Source organism: Achromobacter sp. SIMBA_011, assembly GCF_046535435.1.
Taxonomy (GTDB): domain Bacteria; phylum Pseudomonadota; class Gammaproteobacteria; order Burkholderiales; family Burkholderiaceae_B; genus Achromobacter; species Achromobacter dolens.
This window is the reverse complement of the sequence record NZ_JAWRWN010000001.1, coordinates 278559-301976: the sequence shown is the minus strand read 5'-3', so window position 1 is coordinate 301976 and position 23418 is coordinate 278559. Positions and strand designations below refer to the sequence as shown.

At 68.6% G+C, this 23418-nt stretch carries 22 protein-coding genes; 20 read left to right on the top strand and 2 right to left on the bottom strand.

The genetic code is table 11. The features are described 5' to 3' along the window. The first annotated feature begins 13 nt into the window (after positions 1 to 13). From SB816_RS01410 to SB816_RS01380, 7 genes are all read left to right on the top strand, one after another. Positions 14 to 808: an ABC transporter permease gene (locus tag SB816_RS01410; RefSeq protein ID WP_054418835.1), complete on the top strand. Its 795-nt coding sequence runs from the start codon at positions 14 to 16 to the stop codon at positions 806 to 808. A 37-nt stretch (positions 809 to 845) separates the two neighbouring features. Further along, positions 846 to 1175, top strand: a complete 330-nt coding sequence (locus tag SB816_RS01405) for a (2Fe-2S)-binding protein (RefSeq protein WP_054418833.1) — start codon at positions 846 to 848, stop codon at positions 1173 to 1175. After that, entirely contained in the window at positions 1172 to 2557 is a 1386-nt protein-coding gene (locus SB816_RS01400) for an NAD(P)/FAD-dependent oxidoreductase (protein ID WP_054504477.1), read from the top strand. Before SB816_RS01405 ends, SB816_RS01400 begins: the two co-directional genes overlap by 4 nt. Then, positions 2554 to 3726 carry an NAD(P)/FAD-dependent oxidoreductase gene (locus SB816_RS01395; RefSeq protein WP_064527378.1) on the top strand — a complete coding sequence of 391 codons (1173 nt, stop codon included), beginning with the start codon at positions 2554 to 2556 and terminating at the stop codon, positions 3724 to 3726. The genes SB816_RS01400 and SB816_RS01395 overlap by 4 nt, the downstream gene beginning before the upstream one ends. Then, a complete protein-coding gene (locus tag SB816_RS01390; protein WP_410546439.1) occupies positions 3723 to 4790 on the top strand; it encodes an ABC transporter substrate-binding protein in 1068 nt (355 codons plus the stop codon). The genes SB816_RS01395 and SB816_RS01390 overlap by 4 nt, the downstream gene beginning before the upstream one ends. A gap of 98 nt (positions 4791 to 4888) precedes the next feature. After that, positions 4889 to 5827 (top strand): 2-hydroxyacid dehydrogenase, encoded by a 939-nt coding sequence (locus SB816_RS01385; RefSeq protein ID WP_410546438.1) that lies wholly within the window; start codon positions 4889 to 4891, stop codon positions 5825 to 5827. Between the two features lie 376 nt (positions 5828 to 6203). Then, entirely contained in the window at positions 6204 to 7037 is an 834-nt protein-coding gene (locus SB816_RS01380; protein ID WP_410546437.1) for a GyrI-like domain-containing protein, read from the top strand. Between the two features lie 73 nt (positions 7038 to 7110). Here SB816_RS01380 and SB816_RS01375 read toward each other — a convergent pair whose 3' ends face one another. Further along, positions 7111 to 8007 (bottom strand): LysR family transcriptional regulator, encoded by an 897-nt coding sequence (locus tag SB816_RS01375; RefSeq protein WP_234353609.1) that lies wholly within the window; start codon positions 8005 to 8007, stop codon positions 7111 to 7113. Between the two features lie 169 nt (positions 8008 to 8176). On the opposite strand from SB816_RS01375, the gene SB816_RS01370 reads away from it, so the two are divergent. From SB816_RS01370 to SB816_RS01360, 3 genes are read left to right on the top strand one after another with little or no spacing between them, the layout of a single operon-like run. Beyond that, positions 8177 to 9157 carry a Bug family tripartite tricarboxylate transporter substrate binding protein gene (locus tag SB816_RS01370; RefSeq protein WP_238874632.1) on the top strand — a complete coding sequence of 327 codons (981 nt, stop codon included), beginning with the start codon at positions 8177 to 8179 and terminating at the stop codon, positions 9155 to 9157. A gap of 40 nt (positions 9158 to 9197) precedes the next feature. Next, the gene (locus SB816_RS01365; protein ID WP_410546436.1) at positions 9198 to 11255 is read left to right on the top strand and encodes a hydantoinase/oxoprolinase family protein; all 2058 of its coding nucleotides are present in this window, start codon (positions 9198 to 9200) and stop codon (positions 11253 to 11255) included. Further along, positions 11248 to 12978 carry a hydantoinase B/oxoprolinase family protein gene (locus SB816_RS01360; protein WP_410546435.1) on the top strand — a complete coding sequence of 577 codons (1731 nt, stop codon included), beginning with the start codon at positions 11248 to 11250 and terminating at the stop codon, positions 12976 to 12978. The genes SB816_RS01365 and SB816_RS01360 overlap by 8 nt, the downstream gene beginning before the upstream one ends. Here SB816_RS01360 and SB816_RS01355 read toward each other — a convergent pair. Then, positions 12965 to 13762: a GntR family transcriptional regulator gene (locus SB816_RS01355; protein ID WP_410546434.1), complete on the bottom strand. Its 798-nt coding sequence runs from the start codon at positions 13760 to 13762 to the stop codon at positions 12965 to 12967. The genes SB816_RS01360 and SB816_RS01355 overlap by 14 nt on opposite strands. A gap of 230 nt (positions 13763 to 13992) precedes the next feature. Here SB816_RS01355 and SB816_RS01350 point away from each other — a divergent pair, with 230 nt between their 5' ends. From SB816_RS01350 to SB816_RS01305, 10 genes are all read left to right on the top strand, one after another. Beyond that, on the top strand, positions 13993 to 15024 hold the full coding sequence (locus tag SB816_RS01350; RefSeq protein WP_410546433.1) for an ABC transporter substrate-binding protein: 1032 nt from the start codon (positions 13993 to 13995) through the stop codon (positions 15022 to 15024). Between the two features lie 56 nt (positions 15025 to 15080). Next, complete coding sequence (locus SB816_RS01345) at positions 15081 to 16136, top strand: ABC transporter ATP-binding protein (protein ID WP_020925745.1); 1056 nt, start codon at positions 15081 to 15083, stop codon at positions 16134 to 16136. Then, positions 16133 to 16999, top strand: a complete 867-nt coding sequence (locus tag SB816_RS01340) for an ABC transporter permease (RefSeq protein ID WP_054504485.1) — start codon at positions 16133 to 16135, stop codon at positions 16997 to 16999. The genes SB816_RS01345 and SB816_RS01340 overlap by 4 nt, the downstream gene beginning before the upstream one ends. Before the next feature lies 1 nt (position 17000). Beyond that, positions 17001 to 17801, top strand: coding sequence for an ABC transporter permease (locus SB816_RS01335; protein ID WP_054499250.1), 801 nt, complete (start codon positions 17001 to 17003; stop codon positions 17799 to 17801). Beyond that, positions 17801 to 18958 (top strand): NAD(P)/FAD-dependent oxidoreductase, encoded by a 1158-nt coding sequence (locus SB816_RS01330; protein ID WP_410546432.1) that lies wholly within the window; start codon positions 17801 to 17803, stop codon positions 18956 to 18958. Before SB816_RS01335 ends, SB816_RS01330 begins: the two co-directional genes overlap by 1 nt. Beyond that, positions 18942 to 19250, top strand: coding sequence for a (2Fe-2S)-binding protein (locus SB816_RS01325; RefSeq protein ID WP_006389495.1), 309 nt, complete (start codon positions 18942 to 18944; stop codon positions 19248 to 19250). Before SB816_RS01330 ends, SB816_RS01325 begins: the two co-directional genes overlap by 17 nt. Next, the gene (locus tag SB816_RS01320; RefSeq protein ID WP_269875325.1) at positions 19247 to 20689 is read left to right on the top strand and encodes an NAD(P)/FAD-dependent oxidoreductase; all 1443 of its coding nucleotides are present in this window, start codon (positions 19247 to 19249) and stop codon (positions 20687 to 20689) included. The genes SB816_RS01325 and SB816_RS01320 overlap by 4 nt, the downstream gene beginning before the upstream one ends. A gap of 9 nt (positions 20690 to 20698) precedes the next feature. Beyond that, positions 20699 to 21862, top strand: coding sequence for an NAD(P)/FAD-dependent oxidoreductase (locus tag SB816_RS01315; protein ID WP_269875327.1), 1164 nt, complete (start codon positions 20699 to 20701; stop codon positions 21860 to 21862). Next, positions 21859 to 22245, top strand: a complete 387-nt coding sequence (locus tag SB816_RS01310) for a RidA family protein (RefSeq protein WP_054504489.1) — start codon at positions 21859 to 21861, stop codon at positions 22243 to 22245. The genes SB816_RS01315 and SB816_RS01310 overlap by 4 nt, the downstream gene beginning before the upstream one ends. A 561-nt stretch (positions 22246 to 22806) precedes the next feature. Next, a complete protein-coding gene (locus SB816_RS01305; protein WP_054504490.1) occupies positions 22807 to 23244 on the top strand; it encodes a hypothetical protein in 438 nt (145 codons plus the stop codon). Positions 23245 to 23418: the final 174 nt, after the last annotated feature.

The following is a 23418-nucleotide window of genomic DNA, read 5'->3' as shown; positions in this document are numbered from 1 at the left end:
GAGGACAGCGATCATGCAGAAAAACGGTCCCTTCGCTCTCCTCTTCAATGCCCTGGTGGTGCTGTTCGTGCTGGCGCCGCTGGCCATCGTGTGCCTGGTGGCGTTCACGCCCGAGTCGACGCTGACGGTGCCGACCACGCAGTTTTCGCTGCGCTGGTTCCACGCGGTGTTCGAGCATCCCAACTTCATGCAGGCGTTCAAGAACAGCCTGTGGCTGGCGTTCCTGTCGGCCAGCATCGCCGTGTGCCTGGCGGTGCCGGCGGCCATCGCCATTACGCGTTACCGCTTTCCGGGACGCGATGCGCTCAACGGCCTGTTCCTGTCGCCGCTGATGATCCCGCACCTGGTGCTGGGCGTGGCGCTGCTGCGTTTTTTCGCGCTGCTGGGCACGACCGGCAGCTTCGGCTGGCTGGTGTTCAGCCACGTGGTGGTGATCACTCCGTATGTGATGCGGCTGGTGATCGGCGCGCTGGTGGGCTTTGACCGCTCGGTCGAGCATGCCGCGCTGTCGCTGGGCGCGAGCCGCGCCACGGTGTTCTTCCAGGTGACGCTGCCGCTCATCATTCCGGGCGTGTCGGGCGGCTGGCTGCTGGCCTTCATCAACAGTTTCGACGAGCTGACCATGTCGGTGTTCATCACCGCGCCGTCGACCATCACGCTGCCGGTGCGCATGTACATGTACGCCACCGAGTCGATCGACCCGATGATGGCGGCCGTGTCGGCGCTGGTGATCGGCCTGACCGCGGTGACCATGCTGCTGCTGGACCGTGTCTACGGCCTGGACCGCGTGCTGGTGGGACAGAAATGACGATCACGCCGGGTACGCAACGGGAGACCCCGCCATCATGGCAATACTGAAACGCCTGGCCGAAACGGCCCGGCCCGCCGTCGCCTTCACGCTGGACGGCAAACCCTGCAGCGCGCTGGCCGGCGATACCGTGCTGACGGCGGTGCTGACGCAGGCCGAACGCCTGCGCGTCTCGGAATTCGGCGGCGGGCCGCGCGCCGGCTTCTGCATGATGGGCGCCTGCCAGGACTGCTGGATGCAGCGCGAGGACGGCACGCGGCTGCGCGCCTGTTCCACCTACATCGAAGCGGGCATGCGCCTGCGCAGCGCGCCGCCGCGTGCGGAATACATGCCGGGCACGTTGGCGGCGGAGGGCGAGGCATCATGAACCTGATCCTGCCCGTGATCGTGGGCGCCGGCCCCGCCGGCATCCGTGCCGCGCAGACGCTGGCGGCCCAGGGCCTGCGGCCGGTGGTGCTGGACGAGGCGCCGCGCGCTGGCGGCCAGATCTACCGCCAGCCGCCGCCGGGCTTCGCGCGATCCAAGGCGGCGTTGTACGGCTTCGAGCACCGCAAGGCCGATGCGCTGCACCGCAAGATGGACGAGCTGGCGCCACAACTGGACTACCGGCCCGGCAGCCTGGTGTGGAACGCCGAAGGCAAGACGCTCGATGTGCTGCGCGACGGCAAGAGCGCGCCCGTGCCCTACACCCATTTGATCCTGGCCACCGGCGCCACCGACCGCGTGCTGCCGTTCCCGGGCTGGCTGACGCCGGGCGTGTACACCCTGGGCGGTTCGCAGGTGGCGTTGAAGCACCAGGGCTGCGCCATCGGCGAGCGCGTCGCGTTCCTGGGCACCGGCCCCCTGCTTTATCTGGTCGCCTATCAGTACGCCAAGGCCGGCGCCCGTGTTGTCGCGGTGCTGGATACCTCGCGCTTCGCCGACCGTCTGGCGGCCTTGCCCGCCATGTTGCGCGCGCCGGGCCTGCTGGCCAAGGGGCTGTACTACATGGCCTGGCTGCGCGCGCATGGCGTGCCGATGGCCAGCGGCGTGCGGCCGGTGCGGGCCGAGGGCGAGACGCGCGTCACCGGGCTGGTCTACCGCCAGGGATCGCGGCAGCGGCGCGTCGATTGCGATGCCTTGGGCTACGGTCTGTCGCTGCGCTCCGAAACGCAACTGGCCAGCCTGGCGGGCTGCCAGTTCATTTTCAACGCGCGTGACCGTGCCTGGACGCCGCGCCTGGACGCGGCCGGACGCAGCAGCGTGGCCGGCGTGTACGTGGCCGGCGACGGCGCCGGCATCGGCGGCGCCGACGCGGCCGAGCTCGCCGGCGAGCGCGCCGCGCTCGCCTTGCTGGAGGATGCGGGCCATGCGCAGCCGGCGCAGCGGGCGCGCGAACTCGAGGCCCGCCTGGCCGCCAACGGCCGCGTGCGCGACGCGCTCGAACGCGCCTTTCCGTTTCCCGAGGATTGGGCCGCCGACATCGCCGACGACACCGTGGTGTGCCGCTGCGAGGAAGTCACCGCCGGCACGTTGCGCGCGGCGGTCCACGGCACCGGCGCGCGCGAACTGAACCGCCTGAAGGCGCTGACGCGTGTCGGCATGGGACGCTGCCAGGGCCGCATGTGCGGCGCCGGCGCGGCCGAAGTGCTGGCGCAGGCCTGCGGCGCCGGGCCGGACGGCGTCGGCCGCCTGCGTGGCCAGCCGCCGGTCAAGCCGATCCCTGTGGATATCGTCTGTCTCGACCGCACGGAGAAGGCCGCGCCATGACCGAACGCATCGACACCGAAGTCGCCATTCTCGGCGGCGGCATCGTCGGCGGCAGCGCCGCGCTGTTCCTGCGCCGGCTGGGCGTGCCGGTGGTGCTGCTGGAGGCCGCGCTGTGCGGCGCCCGCGCCAGCGGCGTCAACTACGGCGGCGTGCGCCGCCAGGGCCGTGGCCTGGAGCAGATGCCGCTGGCGCGCCGCGCGCACGAGCTTTGGGGCCAGTTGCCGCAACTGATCGGCATCGACGGCGAATACGTACGCTCGGGCCACTTGAAGCTGGCGTGCTCGGATGCGGACCTGGACGCCCTGCACGCCTACCGCGCGCAGACCCGCGGCTTCGGCATGAATCTGGAAATGCTGGACCGCGCGGCGCTGGCGCGGCGTTTCGGCTGGCTGGGCGCGCACGTGGTGGGCGGCTCGTTCTGTCCCGAGGACGGCCACGCCAACCCGCGGCTCGTGTCGCCCGCCTTTGGCCGCGCCGCCCGCGCGCTGGGCGCAGACGTGCGCGAATCGACCCGCGTCACCGAAGCGGTCCATGACGGCGACCGCTTCATCCTGCGCGTCGGCGACGCGCTGGAGGTGCGTTCGCGCTTCCTGCTCAATTGCGCCGGCGCGTGGGCCGGACGCTTCGCACAGGACTTCGGCGAAGCCGTGCCCGAGACCGCGATTCATCCGCTGATGATGGTGACCGAGCCGCTGCCGCTGTTCATGGATGTCAGCCTCGGCATGCAGGGTGGCGGCATCTATGCGCGCCAGGTGGCGCGCGGCAACTGTGTCATCGGCGGCGGCCGCGCCGTGTCCGCCGGCCCCGATTACGCCCGTCCCGGCCGCGAGGCGCTGGGCCCGCTGATGGCCAACGCCGCGCGCCTGCTGCCGCCGTTGCGCGGGGCGCAGGTCATCCGCTTCTGGACCGGGGTGGAGGGCAACATGCCCGACCACAACCCGGTGCTGGGCCCCAGCGCCACCGTGCCGGGCCTGTTCCATGCCTTCGGCCTGTCCGGCGCGGGCTTCCAGATCGGCCCCGCCGTGGGCGAAGTGCTTTCCGAACTGGTCGTTAACGGCCGGTCTTCCATTCCCATCGACGCCTTCGGCATCGGACGATACACGGGGGCCGCTCACGGCGCCGTGGCTCGGTTGGGGCCTGTTCGTGAGCAAACGCTGGAGTCACCATGAAGCATAACAAACAGGGCGTTCGCCGCCCGTCCAAGGGGAAGTGGCTGCTGGGCCTGGCGCTGGCCGCGCTGTCGGCGGGCGCCATGGCGCAGCAGAAGACGCTGTACGTCGGCATGAACGGCGGCGACATGGAGCGCGCCTTCACGCAGTACGTGTTCCCGGATTTCGAGAAGGCCAACAACGTCAAGATCGTGGTGGTGCCCGGCACGTCCACCGACGTGCTGGCCAAGGCCCAGGCGTTCAAGGACAAGCCGCAGATGCACGTCATGTTCCTGGACGACGGCATCATGGCGCGCGCCATCTCCATGGGCCTGTGCGAGCCGCTCAACGACGATCCGGTGCTCAAGGACCTGTACCCCACCGCCGTCATGAAGGACCGCATGGCCGCGGGCATCGACATCGGCATGACCGGCCTGGGCTACAACACCCGCCTGTTCAAGGAGAAAGGCTGGGCCGCGCCGACCTCGTGGATGGACCTGGCCGATCCCAAGTTCAAGGGCAAGGTGGTGTTCCAGTCGGCCTCGGGCAGCACCTTCGGCCTGCACGGCTTCCTGATGTTCAACCGCATCCAGGGCGGCAATGACCAGAACACCGAGCCCGGCTTCAAGCAGTGGCCGTCCACCATCGTCCCCAACGTGCTGGAATACATCCCCAACTCGGCCAAGCTGGCCGAGATGATCCAGTCCAACGAAGCCGCCATCTTCCCGCTCACGCCCACCGCCATCGCCCGCCTGAAGAAGCGCGACATCCCGGTGGAATACGCCCAGCCCAAGGAAGGCTCGGTGATCCTGATGGTGGCCGAGTGCGTCATCGCCAAGAACAGCGAGCCGGAACTGGCGCAGAAGCTGGCGCTGTACCTGCTGTCGCCGCAGGCGCAGGCCAAGGCACTGGAAATGGGCGGCCATTTCCCGTCCAATAAGAACGTTCAACCGCCGGCCGGCACCGAAGAGGCGCTCAAGCGCTTCCAGGGCTACATGGCCAACGCCAAGATCCTGGACTGGGACCAGATCAACGCCACCCGTCCCGCCTTCAACGCGCGCTGGAACCGCACGGTCGAACGCTGAGGACAGGCGCGCCTTCGTCCGCGACGCTGCGCGCGTCGCGGACGGCAAGGCGCCGATCACACCCAGGGCGCGCGCGCCCGCAACGCAGGAGGCCAGGCATGCGGCTCATCATCAGGTCCGGCGGCGAATCGGCCATGGAAGAATGGCGCGAGCAGTTCAAACGCCACGCGCCCGATCTGGAGATCGTCAGTTGGTTCGACGACGTCGACCCCGCCTCGATCGACTACGCCCTGGTCTGGGCCCCCGACCCTGGCCGCCTGGCCACCTTCCCCAACCTCAAGCTCATCATCAGCGCCGGCGCCGGCGTCGACCACATCGTCTCCGACCCCGCCTGGCCGCGCCACCTGCGCATCGCCCGCATGGTCACCCCGCGCACCGAAACCGAGATGGCCGAGTTCGTGCTGACCAGCGCCCTGATGCTGACCCGCGACCTCAAGCGCGCCATCGACCAGCAGGCCCGCCGCCACTGGGAACTGTACGACTCGCTGCGCGTGGCCGCCGACATGCGCGTCGGCATCATGGGCCTGGGCCACCTCGGCATCGCCGCCGCCCGCCTGCTGGCCAAGGTTGGCTTTCCCGTCAGCGGCTGGTCGCGCGGCGCGACCACCTTGCCCGACGGCCTGCCGTCCTACGCCGGCCCCGACCAGTTCCCCGAATTCCTGTCCCGCACCGACCTGCTGGTCTGCCTGCTGCCCGCCACCGAAGCCACCCGCGGCATCCTCAACCGCGACACCTTCGCCCACCTGCCGCGCGGCGCCAGCCTCATCAACGCCGGCCGCGGTAGCCACATGGTCACGCAGGACCTCCTCGACGCCCTGGACGGCGGCCACCTGCACCAGGCCCTGCTGGACGTCTTCGACCCCGAACCCCTGCCGCCCGAATCCCCCCTCTGGACCCACCCCAACATCATCATCACCCCACATTGCGCGGCCATCCCCGACCGCCAGGAACGCGCCCGCCACACCGCCTGGCTCATCACCGCCAACGAACGCGGAGAGGCCTTGCCCAACATCTACGACCCCGTTCGCGGCTATTAAAAAGCCGACCAAGCAGTTATCCACAGCCGTTGCTTCGCATCGCAAAATCCAAGCGCTGTGGACAACTCGCTTTCCTCCCCAGCGCCCGTGAAGTGAAATCAACAAGAGCCAGGAGCGCCGTGCCGAGGGGTGGGCGGGGCGTGTAGACGCGCCCGACGGAATCCGAAGGAGCCGCAGGCGACGAGGATGAGGATGGGGCAGTCCGGAGCGAACGCTCCGGACCGCAGTCGTAGCCCCGCCCACCCCTCGGCACGGCGCTCCTGGCGTCTAAAGAACTCCGCCCTCCACCAGCAAAAAACTCCATCCGCCCCACAAAAAAAACCGCAAAATCTGCAAACCAAGGCCGCCTACATTTGCTCCCCAAGGAGCCACGCACTTGAAACCCCAAACCCGCACCACCTACGCCCACCGCCTGGACCCCGTCCTGCGCTGGCTGGCCAGCCACCCCGACGCCGACCCCGACCTGTATCAGTTGGCCGATCTGGCTTGCCTCTCGCCCTATCACTTCCACCGCGTCTACCGCGCCGTGATGGGCGAAACCGTGAACGCCACCGTGCAGCGCATCCGCATGCACCGCGCGGCCGTTTCATTGGGCAGCACCGGGGATTCCTTGCGTGACGTTGCGCAGCGCGCCGGCTACGAGTCGGACGCCGCCTTCAACCGCGCGTTCGGCGCGACCTTCGGCATCCCGCCGGGGCGCTACCGCGCGACCCGCTCCCGACCCTTCGACCCCAAGGAGCCAGGCATGTACCCCATCACCATCGAAACCTTCCCCGGCGCCGTGCTGGCCGCCCTGCCGCACCGCGGCAGCTACCAGGAAATCGGCCCGGTCTTTTCCCGCGCCTTCATGCTCGCCGCCAGCCGCGGCCTGGCGCGTCCCGAGGCCATCGGCTTCGGCATCTACTTCGACGACCCCGAGCAGGTGCCGCCGGCCCAGTTGCGCTCGATGGCGGGTGTGGCGGTCGCGCCCGACGCCGAGCTGGGCGACGAACTGGAACGCTTCGAGATCCCCGCCACCCGTTGTGCGATGCTGACCTATACCGGCCCGTACAACGAGATGGACAAGGCCTACAACTGGATGTTCTCGGAATGGCTGCCCGGCAGCGGCATGGTGCCGGCGGACTTTCCCATGTTCGAGCAATACCTGAACGACCCGCGCACCACGCCGCCCGCGCAATTGCAGACGCGCATCTGCATGCCGTTGAAGTAAGCGCCGCAAGCCGCGCGATGGCCCGCGTTGACGTGGCCGTCGCGCGCGGCACGGGCTTGGCTTCGCGCCGCCGCTACCCCAGCACGCCCGCCAGGTACTGCCGCAGCCATGCATGCGCCGGGTCATCCTGGTAGCGCTCGTGCCAGTACAGCGACACGGTGATCGCCGGCAGGCTCAGCGGCGCCTTGAGCGTGACGATGCGCGCGCTGCCCGACATGGCCTTGGCGATGCTCGCCGGCATCGTGGCGATGAGGTCCGAGGCCTCGACGATGAACGGGCACACCATGTAGCTCGACAGCGTCGCCACGATGCGGCGGCTGCGGTTCTGTCCCATCAGGATGCGGTCGATGGCCTTGCTGAAGTAGCGCGTGTGGGCCGCCAGGTCCAGGTGGCCGTAGCTCAGGTAGGCGTCCAGGTTCCAGCGCTTGCGCAGACAGGGATGGCCTTCGCGCACGATGCACACCGCCGGCTCCTGGTACAGGAAGCGCGTGCGCAGGTCCGGCGCCGGGTCCGGAAAGTAGCCGGCGATCAGCTCCACATGGTTGGTGTCCAGCATGCTCAGGCCGTGCTGCGGCCGCGCCGGCACGATCAGCAATTGGAAGTGCGGCGCATCCACCGCCAGGCGCGGGATCAGCTTGGGCAGCAGCGTGTACTGCACGTAATCGGTGGCGTAGAACGACAGGCTGCGGGCCGAGTGTGCCGGGTCGAACACCTCGCGCGTGCGGGTGGCGCGGCGCCAACCTTCCAATAGCGGCAGAAAGCCCTGGTGCAGTTCGTGCGCGCGCTGCGTCGGCTGCCACGCGCCGCCTTCGCGCACCAGCAGCGGATCGCCGAACAGTTGCCGCAGACGGTTCATCGCGGCGCTCATGGCGGGTTGGCTGATGCCGAGTTGCTCGGCCGCGCGCGACACATTGCGGCAGGTCATCAACGCGTCGAAATGCACAAGCAGATTCAGGTCCGGATGCTTCACCGCCGCCCACCTATAAATGGCATCTATATCAATATAAACCGCAAGGACTGCTGGCGCGCGCCGGCCAGGCCTAGGATGTTCCCGTTGTTGCAGTGAACCCGAGGCAATGCCTCTCAGGTCCGGCGTCCATGATCGGGCCGCAAGGAAGTTCTATCAACAAGGGGAAGTCATGAACGCAGCGTTCATTCGCAGTTGCTGTCTTGCATTCGGGGCGGCCGCGCTGGCCGCCGCCGCGCTACCGGCCCGCGCCGAGTGGCCCGACAAGGTGATCCGCATCGTGGTGCCGTTCGCGGCGGGCGGGTCCACCGACCTGATCGCGCGCAAGATCGCGGAGGGCCTGGGCCAGCGCCTGTCGGCCAATGTCATTGTCGAGAACCGGCCCGGCGCGGGCGGCACCGTCGGCACCGAGTACGTGGCGCGCCAGCCGGCCGATGGCTACACCATCCTGATGGGTTCGGTCAGCACGCACGGCAGCGCGCCCTGCGTGTATTCGAAGCTGCCGTACGACGCGCTCAAGGATTTCACGCCGCTGACCGTCGTCGCCACCATTCCCAACGTCATGTCGGTGAACCAGTCGGTGCCGGCCAACAATCTGCGGGAGTTCGTGGCGCTGCTCAAGAAGGAGCCCGAGAAATACTCGTTCGCCTCCAACGGCCAGGGCACCTCCAACCACCTGGCCGCCGAGCTGTTCAAGAGCACGGCCGGCGTGTCGATGGTGCACGTGCCGTACCGCGGTTCGGGCCCGGCGTTGATCGACCTGGTGGGCGGCCAGATCAACATGATGATGGACGTGGTGATGACGTCCTATCCGTATATCAAGGACGGCAAGATCAAGGCGCTGGCGGTGACGTCGCCGCAACGCTCGCCGATGCTGCCCGACGTGCCGACGGTGGCCGAGTCCGGCTATCCCGGTTACGAAGCGATGGTGTGGTTCGGCATGCTGGCCCCGGCCAAGCTGCCCGAGCCGTTGCGCGTCAAGCTGACCGATGCGCTGGCGCAGACGCTGCACGCGCCCGCCATGAAGACCTATCTGGAACAACAGGGCGCGCAGGTCTCGGACGTGGCCGGGCCGGCCTTCGGCGCCATGATCAAGAGCGAAATCGACAAATGGTGCGGCGTGGTCAAGCAGGCCGGCATCAAGCTGGACTGAGCGCCGCCGCGCCCTTCTTTTCATTCAGGGAAGCACAAGCATGTATCGCATAGGGATAGACGTCGGAGGCACTTTTACCGACTTCACGATGATCGACGAAGATCAAGGCATCGTGCATTTTCACAAGGTGCCGTCGACGCCGTCGGACCCATCGGAAGCCATCGCCACCGGCATCGCGCAGATGCTCAAGGACCATGGCGTGGCGCCGTCGCAGGTGTCGCATGTGGGCCATGGCACCACGGTGGCGACCAACCTCATCATCGAGCGCAAGGGCGCGCGCGTCGGCCTGATCACCACGCAGGGGTTTCGCGACGTGCTGGAGATCGGCCGGCAGACGCGGCCGCACCTGTACGACTACAGCGTCGGCAAGCCGCCGGTGGCGGTGCCGCGCGAGTTCCGCGCCGAGGTTAATGAACGCGTCAATGCGCAAGGCGAGGTGCTGACGCCGCTGGATGGGGACGCGGTGCGGGCGGCGGCGCAGCGCTTTGCCGCCGCCGGCATCGATGCCGTGACCATCTGCTTCCTGCATGCCTACCGCAACCCGGCGCACGAGCAACAGGCCGCGCGCATCGTGGCCGAGGAAATGCCCGATGCGTATATCAGCCTGTCGTCGGACGTGCTGCCGGAGTTCCGCGAATACGAACGCCTGTCGACCACGGTGCTGAACGCGGCGGTGGGGCCGAAGATGGCGCGTTACCTGGAACGCTTCCTGCAGCGCGTGCGCGAGCTGGATATCGGCCACGAGCCGCACACCATCCATTCCAACGGCGGCCTGATGTCGATCGCCACGGTGCGCCAGTATCCGGTGCGCACCTGCCTGTCGGGGCCGGCCGCCGGTGTGGTGGGCGCGGCCGCGGTGGGTCGCGCCATCGGCAGCCTGAACCTGGTGACGTTCGACGTCGGCGGCACCAGCACCGACGTGTCGCTGATCTGCGATGGCCGACCGTTGTTCACCTCGCACCGCCAGGTGGCGGGCTATCCGGTGAAGACGCCGATGGTGGACATCCACGTGATCGGCGCGGGCGGCGGCAGCATCGCCTGGCTCGACGACGCGGGCGCGCTGAAGGTCGGGCCGCACAGCGCCGGCGCGGTGCCGGGGCCGGTGGGCTACGGCCGCGGCGGCACCGAGCCGACCATCACCGATGCCGAGATCGCCTTGCAGCGCCTGAATCCGGTGGCGCTGCTGAATGGCCGCATGCCGGTGCACGCCGAGGCCGCGCGCCAGGTGATCGACGAACGCGTGGCGCGGCCGCTGGGCCTGACGCGCGAGGCCGCGGCCGAAGGCATCCTGCGCATCGCGGCGGCCAACATGAGCCGCGCCATCCGCGCCGTGTCGACCGAGCGCGGCCACGACCTGTCGCAATTCGCCCTGTATGCCTATGGCGGCGCGGGCCCGCTGCACGCGGTCGAGGTGGCCGAGGAATGCGGCATCCCCACGGTGATCGTGCCGCAGGAGCCGGGCACCATGTGCGCGCGCGGCATCCTGCTTAGCGACATCTCGTTCGACTTCGTGCGCAGCGAGATCGCGCTGGCCAGCGCGGAAAGCTGGGACGGCGTATCGACGATCTTCGACGGGCTGCGCGATCAGGCCGAGCGCTGGCTGGAGGAGGAACGCGTGGAACCGGCGCTGCGCCTGTACCGCAGCGCCATCGACGCGCGCTACGAGGGCCAGAACTTCGAGGTGCAGGTGGCGCTGGACGACACCGGCGCCGGCGGCTACGCCGAGTTCGCGCGCCGCTTCGCCGAGGCGCACGAGCGCGAGTACGGCTACACCGTCGACGACCGCAAGGTGCAGATCATCAACTGCCGCATGCAGGCGGTGGGCCAGGTGGTGAAGGCGCCGCTGGCGCCGCGCCAGGTCGATGGCACGCTGGACGGCGCCCGCATCGGCGAACGCCGCGCCTATTTCGGCGAGCGCCACGGCTGGCTGGACACGCCGGTCTATGACCGCGACCGCGTGCCCACCGGGGCGCGCTTCCGCGGCCCGGCGCTGCTGGAGGAAATGAGTTCGACCACCGTGGTCGGCGCCGGCCAGGACGTCGAGGTCGACGCCTACGGCAACCTGATCATCCATTTGCAAGGAGGCTCGCATGCGTGAAGCCCATGAAGCCAATCAAGACACCGGCGTGGCCCTGGCCGATCCGGTCGGCATGGAGGTGTTCTGCAACCGCCTGCTGTCGATCACCGAAGACATGAACAACACGCTGGTGCGGGCCTCGTTCTCGACCAACATCAAGGAACGCAAGGACTGCTCGGTGGCGCTGTTCGACGCCGCCGGCCGGCTGGTGGCGCAGGGCACGCAGATCCCGCTGCACCTGGGCTCGCTGGACGGCGCCATGGGCGCGATACTGCGCGCCTTCCCGCTCGATCAGATCCGCGACGGCGACGTGTTCATCTGCAACGACCCCTACCTGGCCAATGGCAGCCACCTGCCCGACATCAACATCGTCACGCCAGTGTTCTGGGAAGGCACGCTGCGCTTTTTCGCCGCCAACATCGCGCACCATTCGGACGTGGGCGGCGCGGTGCCCGGCTCGATCGCCGGCGGCCTGAAGTCGATCTTCGAGGAGGGCATCCGCATTCCCGCCTGCCGCATCGCGCGCGCCGGCGAGGTGGATGAGGATTTGCTGCGCCTGATCTGCGCCAACACCCGCGACCCCGAGGAACGGGTGCTGGACCTGCGCGTGCAGATGGCCACCAACCGCCGAGGCGCGGCCGCGGTGCAGGGCCTGATCCGGCAGATGGGCCTGGCGGCCGTGCTGCGCTCGGTGGATGACGTCATCACGTATACGCGCCGCCGCCTGCTCAACCGCATCGGCGAGCTGGCGCAGGGCAGCTACACTTTCCGCAGCGATCTGGACGATGACGGCATGGGCGGCGATCCGGTGCCGATCCAGGTGACGCTGACGGTCAGCCGCGACCGCCTGCATTTCGATTTCGAGGGTTCCGGCAAGCAGGCGCGCGGCGCCATGAACCTGCCGTTCAACGCGCTGCGGGCCTGCGTGTATTACGCGGTCAAGGCGCTGCTGGATCCGGACCTGGCGCCCAACGCCGGCCTGTTCGACCCGATCAGCGTATCGGCGCCGGTGGGCACCATCACCAACCCCGAGCATCCGGCGGCGGTGGGCGCGCGCTCGATCACCGCGCAGAAGGTCGCGGGCGCCATCTTCGGCGCGTTCCGCGGCCTGCTGCCGGCGGAAAAGACCATGGCGTCCAGCAACGACTGCTGTCCGGCCATCGTGTTCTCGGGCCGCTGGCGCGAGCGCGCCGGGCACTTCGTCTACCTGGAGACGCTGGGCGGCGGGGCCGGCGCGCGCTACGACAGCGACGGCATGGACGCGGTGCACGTGCACATGACCAATACCTCCAACCTGCCGGTGGAAGCGCTGGAGAACGAGTACCCGCTGCTGATGGACGAGTACGCCATGATCCCCGATTCCGGCGGCGCCGGCCGCACCCGCGGCGGCATGGGCATCGCCAAGCAGATCCGCGCGGTCGGACCCGGCATCGTTTTCTCGGCGCGCTCGGACAGCCACACTGTGGGCGTGGCCGCCGGTGTCGATGGCGGCGCCGACGGCCGCCGAGCGCGGCTGGTGCGCAATTTCGGCACGCCCGCCCAAGAGGAGCTGTTCTCCAAGACCGCCAACATCACGCTGGCGCCGGGCGAGAGCGTGCGCATCGAGACCCCGGGTGCGGGCGGCTACGGCCCCGCGGCCGAGCGGGCCCGCAACCGCATCGAGCGCGATCTGGCCGACGGCAAGATCAGTCCGGAAGCGGCGCGCGCGGCCTATGGCTACGAAGCCCCCGTTACGCCACGTTGAGCGACATCGAGTACTTCATCTTGTCATGCGGAAAAGTGGTGATCGTGGCCAGCAGCAACACCCCGCCGCTGCCGTAGTAGCGGCGGGTGATGACAAAGCCCGCCGTCTGCGGCTCCACGTGGAGCTGTCTGGCGATCCCGGCCGCGATGGGCGTGGCCGAGAACTCCTGATTGACCTCGTGGATGCGGTTGCCGAAGTGGTCTTCGATCAGCCGCAGCAGCGAGATGCGCGGCTGGATGTCGGCGCGCAGGTCGGAATGCGCCGGGTCGGCATAGATCAGCGTGCACGCCACCGGCGTGTCCTGGTCGCCCAGCGTCTTGATGGAGTTGATGTGCAGCCACGGCTGGCCGGCCTCGGCGCCCAGGCTCTCGGCCAGCCGCTTGGTGAGCTTGATGGTGCGCACCTCCTGCACCAGCAGCGCGGCGTTGCGCGCGTATTGCAGCAGGTCCGGGAACTGCGAGATGCGTTGGGTGAAGCGGGTGCTGGCGTGGGCGGTTTCGACGCGCGTGCCGACGCCGGGTCGCCGCGACACCATGCCGGCCACCGTCAGCATGCGGATGGCCTCGCGGATGGTGTGGCGGCTGGCGCCGAATTGTTCGCACAGTTCGTGTTCGGTCGGCAGCAACGTCATGACCGGGTAGCGACCGCTGCCGATGTCGCGCGCCAACTGCTGGTAGATGCTCTTGTAGCGTGGACCGCCAGCCTCGTCGTCCGGCCCCGTGGCCTGGCCGCGGGCCTCGCGCGCGGCGGCCGGGTCGGGCGCGCGTTCGGAGGATCGGGTCATGGGGTGGCTCCTTTTCTCGTTCTATCGGGGTTTGTACGGACAATAACCCATTGACAGGGCCCGCCTCGCGGATCCATTATTTGTCCGGACATTCATGTACGGACAAATTGTACGGCGGACATGAGGTCGCGGGGCAAGCGGGTCCGCATTTTTTTCTGCGGCGAGTCCATCCCCGGATTCAGGCAGCACCGGCAGTTCTTGCAGTTCTCTTCCAATAAACGGGGGTTTTCATGGGCAAGGTACTCGCAGTCCTGGCGGCGGCCACAGTGGCCGTCGGTGTATGCGCCACGGCGCAGGCGCAGCAGAAGTTGGTGGTGGCCGGCTACGGCGGCTCGTTTGAAGACATCATGCGCAAGGACATCTTCCCGCCCTTCGCCAAGCAGCACGGCGTCGAGCTGGATTACGTGGCCGGCAACTCCACCAATACGGTGGCGCGCCTGCAGGCGCAGAAGAGCAACCAGCAGATCGACGTCGCCATCATCGACGACGGTCCCATGTACCAGGCCATCGCGCTGGGATTCTGCGCGCCCATCCAGGGCCTGCCGGCCGACGACATCTACGGCACCGCGCGCTACAAGGACGACAAGGCGGTTGCCATCGGCATCGTCGCCACCGGCATCATGTACAACAAGAAGGTCTTCGACGAGCGCAAGTGGGCCGCGCCCACCTCTTGGAAGGACCTGAAGGATCCCAAGTACAAAAAGCAATTGGTGGTGCCGCCGCTGAACAACACCTACGGCCTGCACGCGCTGGTCGAGTATGCCCGCGAGGGCGGCGGCGGCGAGAGGAAGATCGACGCCGGCTTCAAGACCTTCAAGGACGAGGTCGGCCCCAACGTGCTGGTGTACGAACCGTCGCCGGGCAAGATGACCGAGCTGTTCTCCAGTGGCCAGGCCACCATCGCCGTGTGGGGCAGTGGCCGCGTCAAGGCCTTCGCCGACACTGGCTTCCCGGTGGGCTTCGTCTATCCGCAGGAAGGCGCCTACGCGCTGCTGTCGTCGGTATGCCCGGTGGCCAAGGCCAACGCCAATCCGCTGGCGCAGGCCTTCGTCAACTACCTGGTGAGCCCGAAGGTGCAGGAGCAGTTGGCCAGCGCCTACGGCTATGGCCCGGTCAACAAGCAGGCCAAGGTGGCCGACGATCCGCGCGTGCCGCTGCCGATCGGCAAGCGCGCCGCCGACCTGATCGTGATCGACTGGGACACGGTCAACCAGAACCGGGACGACTGGAACAAGCGCTGGACGCGTGAAATCGAGCGTTGACGTTTCGTACACCAGGACGCAACGGCGGCGCGGGCGTGCCGCCAGCGGGAGCATCCATGAGTTATCTCGTATTGAACCGCCTGTCCAAGCGCTACGGCGACCTGACGGCGGTCGAGGACCTGAGTCTGTCGGTCGAACGCGGCGAGTTCATCTCGCTGCTGGGGCCGTCCGGCTGCGGCAAGACCACCACGCTGCAGATGATCGCCGGGTTCGTCGAGCCCAGCGGCGGCAGCATCGTGCTGGACGGCAAGGACGTCAGCCGCACGCCCGCGAACAAGCGCGGGCTGGGCATGGTGTTCCAGAACTACGCGCTGTTCCCGCACATGACCGCGGCCGAGAACGTGTCGTTCGGCCTGGAGATGCAGCGGGTCGGCAAGGACGAGCGGCAGGCGCGGGTGGCCGAGGCGCTCAAGCTGGTGGGCCTTTCGCATCTGGCGGACCGTCATCCGGCGCGCATGTCGGGCGGCCAGCAGCAGCGCGTGGCGCTGGCGCGGGCGCTGGTGATCCGCCCCAGCGTGCTGCTGCTGGACGAGCCGCTGTCGAACCTGGACGCCAAGCTGCGCGAGGAAATGCAGTTGGAGCTGCGCAGCATCCAGCGCACCGTCGGCACCACCACCATCCTGGTGACGCACGACCAGTCCGAAGCGCTGGCGCTGTCCGACCGCATCGTGGTGATGAACCAGGGCCGGGTCGAGCAGGTGGCCGAGCCGTTCGCCGCGTATGAAGGGCCGTCGAACCGCTTCGTCGGCGGCTTCCTGGGCAAGGCCAATGTGTTCACGCCCACGCCGCAGTCTTATGACGGCGAGGTGCGGGCGCGCATCGGCGAGGCCCACATCGCCATGGACGGGCAGCCCGTGCCGCAGGGCGCGGTGATCGTGCGGCCCGAGAAGATCCTGTTCGCCGAGGCCGGCGCCTGTGCCCTGCCCGGCCGCATGAAGACGCGAGTGTTCCAGGGCAACCACTGGCTGTGCCAGGTCGAGACCTCGGTGGGCGAAGTCATGGTGATCCGCCAGAACGACGGCGTGCCGGTGCCCGCCGAGGGCGCGACCGTGCACCTGCGCTGGCGCGCGCAGGACATGTGCGCGGTGGCCGGCCAGGAGCCGGCAAAATGAGCGCGCGCGCCAACCCCTGGCTGCTGAGCGCGCCGGCGCTGGCGGTGTACGCCACCTTCCTGGTGGTGCCGATGGCGCTGGTGCTGCTGATCAGCTTCTTCGACTTCCAGTTCTACGGCGGCATGCAGGTCACCTTCACCTGGAAGAACTACATCGAGATTTTCAGCGACGGCTATTACTACGAGATCTACGCCCGCACCTTCGGCGTGGCGGCGCTGGTGACGCTGGCCTGCCTGGTGCTGGGCACGGCCGAGGCCTACGTGCTGTCGCGCATGGCCAATCCGTGGAAGGGCCTGTTCCTGATGGTGGTGTTGGGACCGCTGCTGATCTCGGTGGTGGTGCGCACGCTGGGCTGGGCGCTGCTGTTCGGGTCCACCGGACTCATCAACAAGGCGCTCATGGGCATCGGCCTGATCGCCACGCCGATCGACCTGATGTACAGCAACCTGGGCGTGGGCATCGCGCTCACGCATGTGCTGGTGCCGTTCATGGTGATCGCGGTGTGGGCGTCGTTGCAGCGGATCAATCCGTCGACCGAGGCCGCCGCGCTGTCGCTGGGCGCCAGCCAGTTCACCGTGATCCGGCGCGTGATCGTGCCGCAGGTCATGCCGGGCATCCTGTCGGGGTCGATCATGGTGTTCGCGATGGCCGCCAGTTCCTTCGCCACGCCCGCCATTATTGGCGGCCGGCGCCTGAAGAACGTGGCCACCGCCGCCTACGACGAGTTCCTGAACACGCTCAACTGGCCGCTGGGCGCGGCGCTGGCGGTGGTGCTGCTGGTGGCGACCGTGGTGGTGCTGTTGTCGGCCAACCGGCTGATCGAGCGCCGCTATGGCGCGGTCTTCAATCCGTCGGGGGCCTGACATGAACTTCCGCAACGGTCCCATCGGCCTGCTGTTCCATACGCTTTTCATCCTGTTCATCCTGGCGCCCATCGTGATGGTGTGCGCGGTGGCGTTCACGTCCGAAGGCTTCATTTCGCTGCCCAGCGGGGGGCTGTCGCTGCGCTGGTTCCGCGCCATTCTCGACAACCCGCGCTTCATCGAGGCGTTCTGGTTCAGCCTGGGGCTGGGCACGCTGTCGGCCACGCTGGCGATCGCGCTGGCGGTGCCGAGCGCGCTGGCGCTGTCGCGCAACCGCTTCCGCGGCCGCGAGGCGCTGGTGGCGTTCTTCCTGTCGCCGCTGATGATTCCGCACGTGGTGCTGGGGCTGGCCTTCCTGAAGTTCTTCACCACGGTGGACCTGGCCGGCACCTACGTGGGGCTGGTGGTGGCGCACGTGATCCTGGTGATGCCCTATGCGCTGCGGCTGGTGCTGGCCTCGGCCACCGGCATCGATCCGGCGCTGGAGCGCGCGGCGCAGTCGCTGGGCGCGTCCCACTGGACCGCGTTCCGGCGCGTGGTGCTGCCGTTGCTGCTGCCGGGCGTGGTCAGCGGCTGGGTGATCGCCTTCATCACCAGCTTCGACGAGTTGACCATGTCGATCTTCATCGCCTCGCCGTCCACCACCACGCTGCCGGTGCGCATCTTCCTGCACATCGAGGACACCATCGACCCGCTGGTGACGGCGGTGTCGGCCGTGCTGATCTATGTGACCATCATCGCCATCTTCATCCTGGACCGCCTGGTCGGCCTGGAAAAGCTGTTTGTCGGAAAGGGACGCTAATGACGGAAGAAATACAACAGGCGCCGCGCGCGCCGGCGCATCGCGGCGTCTACGACGCCGTGGTGATCGGCGGCGGCCTGGTCGGCTCGGCCGTGGCCTACGGGCTGCGGCGCGAACTGGACCACGTCGCGGTATTGGACGAAGGCGACGTGGCCTATCGCGCCTCGCGCGGCAACTTCGGGCTGGTCTGGGTGCAGAGCAAGGGCATGGGCCTGCCGCGCTACGGCGTGTGGACCATGACCTCGGCCGGCGCCTGGCCGCAACTGGCGGCCGAGCTGCGGGAGCAGATCGGCGTGGACGTGCACCTGGAGCAGCGCGGCGGCCTGCACGCGTTGTTGAGCGACGAGGAAATGGAAGCGCGCGCCAACTTCATGCGCACGCTGCTGGCGCAGCCCGGCATGGCGCAGTACGACTGGAAAATGCTGGACCGCCACGAGCTTGCCGACATGGTGCCCGGCATCGGCCCCGAGGTGCGCGGCGCCACCTGGACGCCGGTGGACGGCATCGCCAATCCGCTCAAGCTGCTGCGGGCCCTGCACATGAGTTTTGCACAGCGGGCTGTGGATTACCTGCCGCGCTGCCCGGCGAAGCAGATCCGCCAGCGCGACGGCGTGTTCGAGGTGACCACGCCCACCGGCACGGTGCGGGCGCGCAAGCTGGTGCTGGCCAGCGGCCTATCGAACAAGGCGCTGGGCGACCAGGTCGGCCTGACGGTGCCGGTGCGGCCGCAGCGCGGCCAGATCGTGGTGCTGGAGCGCACCCGCCGCCTGCTGGAAACGCCACTGTCCACGCTGCGCCAGACCGACGAAGGCACCTGGCTGATCGGCGACTCGCAGGAAGAAGCCGGCTATGTGGACAACCAGGTGGGCCTGCCGATCCTGGGCACGCTGGCCGACCGCGCCGTGCGCACCCTGCCCGCCCTGCGCGAGGTGCGGGTGGTGCGTAGCTGGGCCGCGCTGCGGGTGATGTCCAAGGACGGTTTCCCCATCTATCAACAATCCGAGACGTGCCCTGGCGCCTTCGTCGCCACCTGTCACAGCGGCGTCACCCTGGCGGCCGCGCACGCGCTCAAACTGGCGCCCATGATCGCCGCCGGCCAGTTGGCCGACGACATGGCGCCCTTCTCGACCCGGAGGTTTCATGTTCAAGAGGCTTGACGAGGCGCAGCGCCAGGCGCAGGGCGCGCCGGTGCGGGTGACGGTGAATGGCGCCGAACTGCAGTGCCGCGCCGGCGACAGCGTGGCCGCGGCATTGTTCGCCGGCGGCATGCAGGCCTGTCGCGACACCGCGGTGGGTGAGGTGCCGCGCGGCCCCTATTGCATGATGGGCGTGTGCTACGACTGCCTGGTCACGATCGATGGCCAGGCCAACCAGCAGGGCTGCATGACGGCCGTGCGTGACGGCATGAAGATCGAGCGCCAGCTTGGCGCGCGCAAGGTGCAGGCATGATCGAGACGACGCAATGCGATTTGCTGGTGGTGGGCGCGGGTCCCGCCGGGTTGGCTGCCGCCACCACGGCCGCCCGGCTGGGGGTGGATACGGTGCTGCTGGATGAGCAATCCGCGCCGGGCGGACAGATCTACCGCGCCATCACCACCACGCCGGTCACCAACCGTGCCGTGCTGGGGCCGGACTACTGGCATGGCGCTTCACTGGTCGAGCCATTCAGGCAGTCGGGCGCGCGCTATGAGCCGGGCGCGACCGTGTGGGCGGTGGCCGAGCGCACCGCGCCCGAGCCGGAACGCGGCTTCGAGGTGGCGTACTCGGTGGCCGGCGAAGCGCGCATCCTGCATGCGCGGCGCCTGCTGCTGGCTACCGGCGCGCAGGAGCGGCCGTTCCCGATTCCCGGCTGGACCTTGCCCGGCGTCATCACCGCCGGCGCGGCGCAGATCCTGTTGAAGTCGGCCGGCATGGTGCCGGCCGACCGCACGGTGCTGGCCGGCTGCGGCCCGCTGCTGTACCTGGTGGCGTGGCAGTACCTGAACGCCGGCGTCAAGATCGACGCGCTGCTCGAAACCACGCCGCCCGGCCGTCTGCGCCAGGCCCTGCCCAAGGTGTGGGACTTCCTGCGTTCGCCGTATCTGGGCAAGGGGCTGTCGCTGCTGCGCGCGGTCAAGGCGGCGGTACCCATCATCAAGGGCGTGACGGCGCTGGAAGCGCTGGGTGAGAACAAGCTGGAAAGCGTGCGCTACACCGCCGGCGGCGTCACCAAGACCTTGCCGGCGCAGCAGTTGATGCTGCACCAGGGCGTGGTGCCCAACGTCAACCTGTCGCGCGCCATCGGCGCCGAGCATCGCTGGAACGCGGCGCTCGATTGCTGGGAACCGGACGTCGATGACTGGGGCCTGACCTCGGTCGATGGCGTCGGCATGGCGGGCGATGGCGCCGGCATCGCCGGCGCGCTGGCGGCTGAACAGCGCGGCCGGCTGGCGGCGTTGCAGGCCGCGCACCTGCTGGGCCGCATCGATGCGGCGCGGCGCGACAGCGAGGCCGCCGCGCCGCGTGCCGCGCTGGCGCGGTCGGTGCGCGGACGCGAGTTCTTCGATGCCCTGTACAAGGCGCCCGAGACCTTCCGCCGCCCCACCGGCGACACCATCGTCTGCCGTTGCGAGGAAGTGACGGCGGCGCAGGTGCGCGACACCGTCAAGCTCGGTTGCAGCGGCCCGAACCAGATGAAGGCCTTCCTGCGCTGCGGCATGGGGCCGTGCCAGGGACGCTTCTGCGGCCTGACGGTGTCGGAGATCATCGCCGAGGAACGCGGCGTGCCGGTGCCGGAAGTGGGCTACTACCGCCTGCGCTTTCCGACCAAGCCGCTGACGCTGGGCGAGCTGGCGTCGCTGCCGCAGACCGACGAGTCGCGCCAGGCGGTGGTGCGGCTGAAGAAATAGGAGCCCGCCATGACGGACGCTTCGCGCTCGGCCGCCGTCATCATCATCGGCGGCGGCCTGCACGGCAGTTCGGCGGCGCTGCACCTGGCGCGCGCCGGCGTGCCGGCGCTGGTGATCGAAAAGAACTACGTCGGCCGCCACGCCTCGGGCGTGAACGCCGGGGGCGTGCGCACCCTGGCGCGGCACCTGGCCGAAGTGCCGCTGGCGCTGGCCTCGCGCGAGCTCTGGTATCGCATTGGCGAGCTGGTCGATGACGATTGCGGTTTCGAACAGCATGGGCAGGTGCGCGTGGCCGAGAACGAGGCCGACGCGGCAGCGCTGCGCGCGCGCCTGGCGACCATGCAACGGCATGGCTACACGCATGAACAATGGATCGACCGTGACGAATTGCTGGCGATGATTCCCGCGCTGACGCCCACGGTGCAAGGCGGCCTGATCGCGCGCGAGGACGCCGCCGCCGATCCCTACCGCACCACGCTGGCGTTCCGCCGCAAGGCCGCCAGCCTGGGGGCGCGCTTCGTGGAAGGCGTGCGCGTGCTGCGCACCGTGCATGAGCATGGGCAATGGCGGGTCGAAACCGACGCCGGCGTCTACACCGCGCCGCAGGTGCTCAACTGCGCCGGCGCCTGGGCGGACCGCATCGCCGCCGAATGGGGCGAGCCGGTGCCGCTAATCGCAATCAGCCCGATGATGCTGGTGACGCTGCGCATGGATCATTTCCTGGACGCGGTGGTGCTGGGCACCGGCCGGCCGCTGTCGTTCAAGCAGCGCGCCAACGGCACCGTGCTGATCGGCGGTGGCCGCCGCGCCTGGGTCGATCGCGACGCGGAATGGACCGAGCTGGACTTCCGTTCACTGGCCGAGGGCGCGCGCACCGTCTGCGACCTGTTTCCGCACATGCGGCAAGCGGTCGTGAACCGCGGCTGGGCCGGCATCGAGGCCGCCATGCCCGACGAGATCCCGGTGATCGGGCGCAGCCAGCGTTACGACAGCGCCTTCCACGCCTTCGGCTTCTCGGCCCACGGCTTCGAGTTGGGCCCGATCGTCGGCCGTATCATGGCCGATCTGATCACCACTGGCGTGACCGATCTACCGATCGCGCCGTTCGCCATCGATCGTTTCGCCGGCGCCGCGGGCGCGCCGGCATCCACTTCAAAGGAGCAGCACTCATGAATGACATCGTGCGCAAGGATTCCAACGAGCGCCTGAGCCGCATCGTGATTCACGGCAACACCGTGTACGTCGCGGGCGTGACCTCGTCGGCCGAAGGCGGCATTGCCGCGCAGACGCGCGACGTGCTGGCCAAGATCGACGGCTATCTGGCGCGGGCCGATTCGGACAAGACCCGGCTGCTGTCGGTGCAGATCTGGCTCAAGGACATCGAGCGCGATTTCGCCGGCATGAACGCGGTGTGGGCCGAGTGGGCCCCGGCCAATGCGCTGCCGACGCGCGCGACCTGCGAGGCCAAGCTGGCCTCGCCCGATCTGCTGGTCGAGATCATCGTCACGGCCGCGAAGCGGCCGGGATACGTCGGCGGGCCGGCGTCGGAAGCCTGACCGGCCACAACGATCCGGCAGCGTGCTGCCGGATATTTCGAGTGGCCTCCCGTCGCGACCCTGACAGCGGCGGGTGAAGGCGAGGTCCGGCCTCGGACACGCCTTATTTCGTTATTCCGCGATGCATTTTCCCGGTTTTGCGCTTCCTCGCTGTTGATAATCGGCGCGTTGACAAGGAAGTGCTTTGGATGGGCCGGCAAGTTCGGCCTTCGGGAATTCGTAGCGTGCCAGCCAGTCAGGTTTTCATCCGCAATATCGAGCCCTCTTGCCGCGGCCATCATGGTGCGCGGCGAGGCTGGCGGCGTCGCAAGCGGGCCGCCGCGCACAGCGCCGCCAGCCTGACGCTGTGCCCTGGGTTCGCCGCCGCCGCGCGCCCGGCCCTGAACTGGGCGACTCCGACATCATCATCATCAAGCCCGGCACGGGCAAGCGCTGGCGCGCCTATGTGGGCGGGGACGACGCCGGAACCCCGCCGCCTTGCGTTGTCGAGACATTCACAACGCCAGCCCATCCTCGGTTCAACCGAGTACGCATGATGTCCAAGTTCCGTTCCCTGATCGTATGGTCCGTGGTCTTCTCGCAGGTCTGGACTCCCGTGCTGGCGCAGACCCTGCCGATCTCGGTGGCCAGGCGGCGGGCGGGGCCGACAAGGCGCGGGACCCGGGCGACAAGAGCGGGGCGTCGGCGGGCCTGCCTGTTGTCGCGCGCGCTTCCGGCAATGCCAGCTCGACCACGCGCAGCGCGATCAGCGGCGGCAGCGTCGTGATCCGTGATGAGGCCGCGCAGCAGGATTTGACGGGGATGACGGCGGTGCAAACGGTCGCCGCGCTGAATCGCGACACGTCGTCGGATACGTTGAATGCGCTCAAGCCGATCTTCGACAAGGAGAAGATCGAGGCGGGGTTCGAGATTGCGTCGGAGGCTCAGAAGCAGGTCGGGCAGTTCCTGGAAACGCGGGCCAGGATTCGGTGTCGGGCAACGTCGCCCAAGGCCGGATGAACAGCGACTTTCGATCCGCCAGCGAGCAGGTCGGCCTGAAGGCGGGCGACGGCGGCTTCCAACTGGATATCGCGCGAAACACGACCTTGGTCGGCGCGGCGATATCCAGCAGCGAGCGCGCGGCGCTGGAAGGCCGAAACGCGCTCGGGACGGGCACGCTGGATGTTCGGGAGG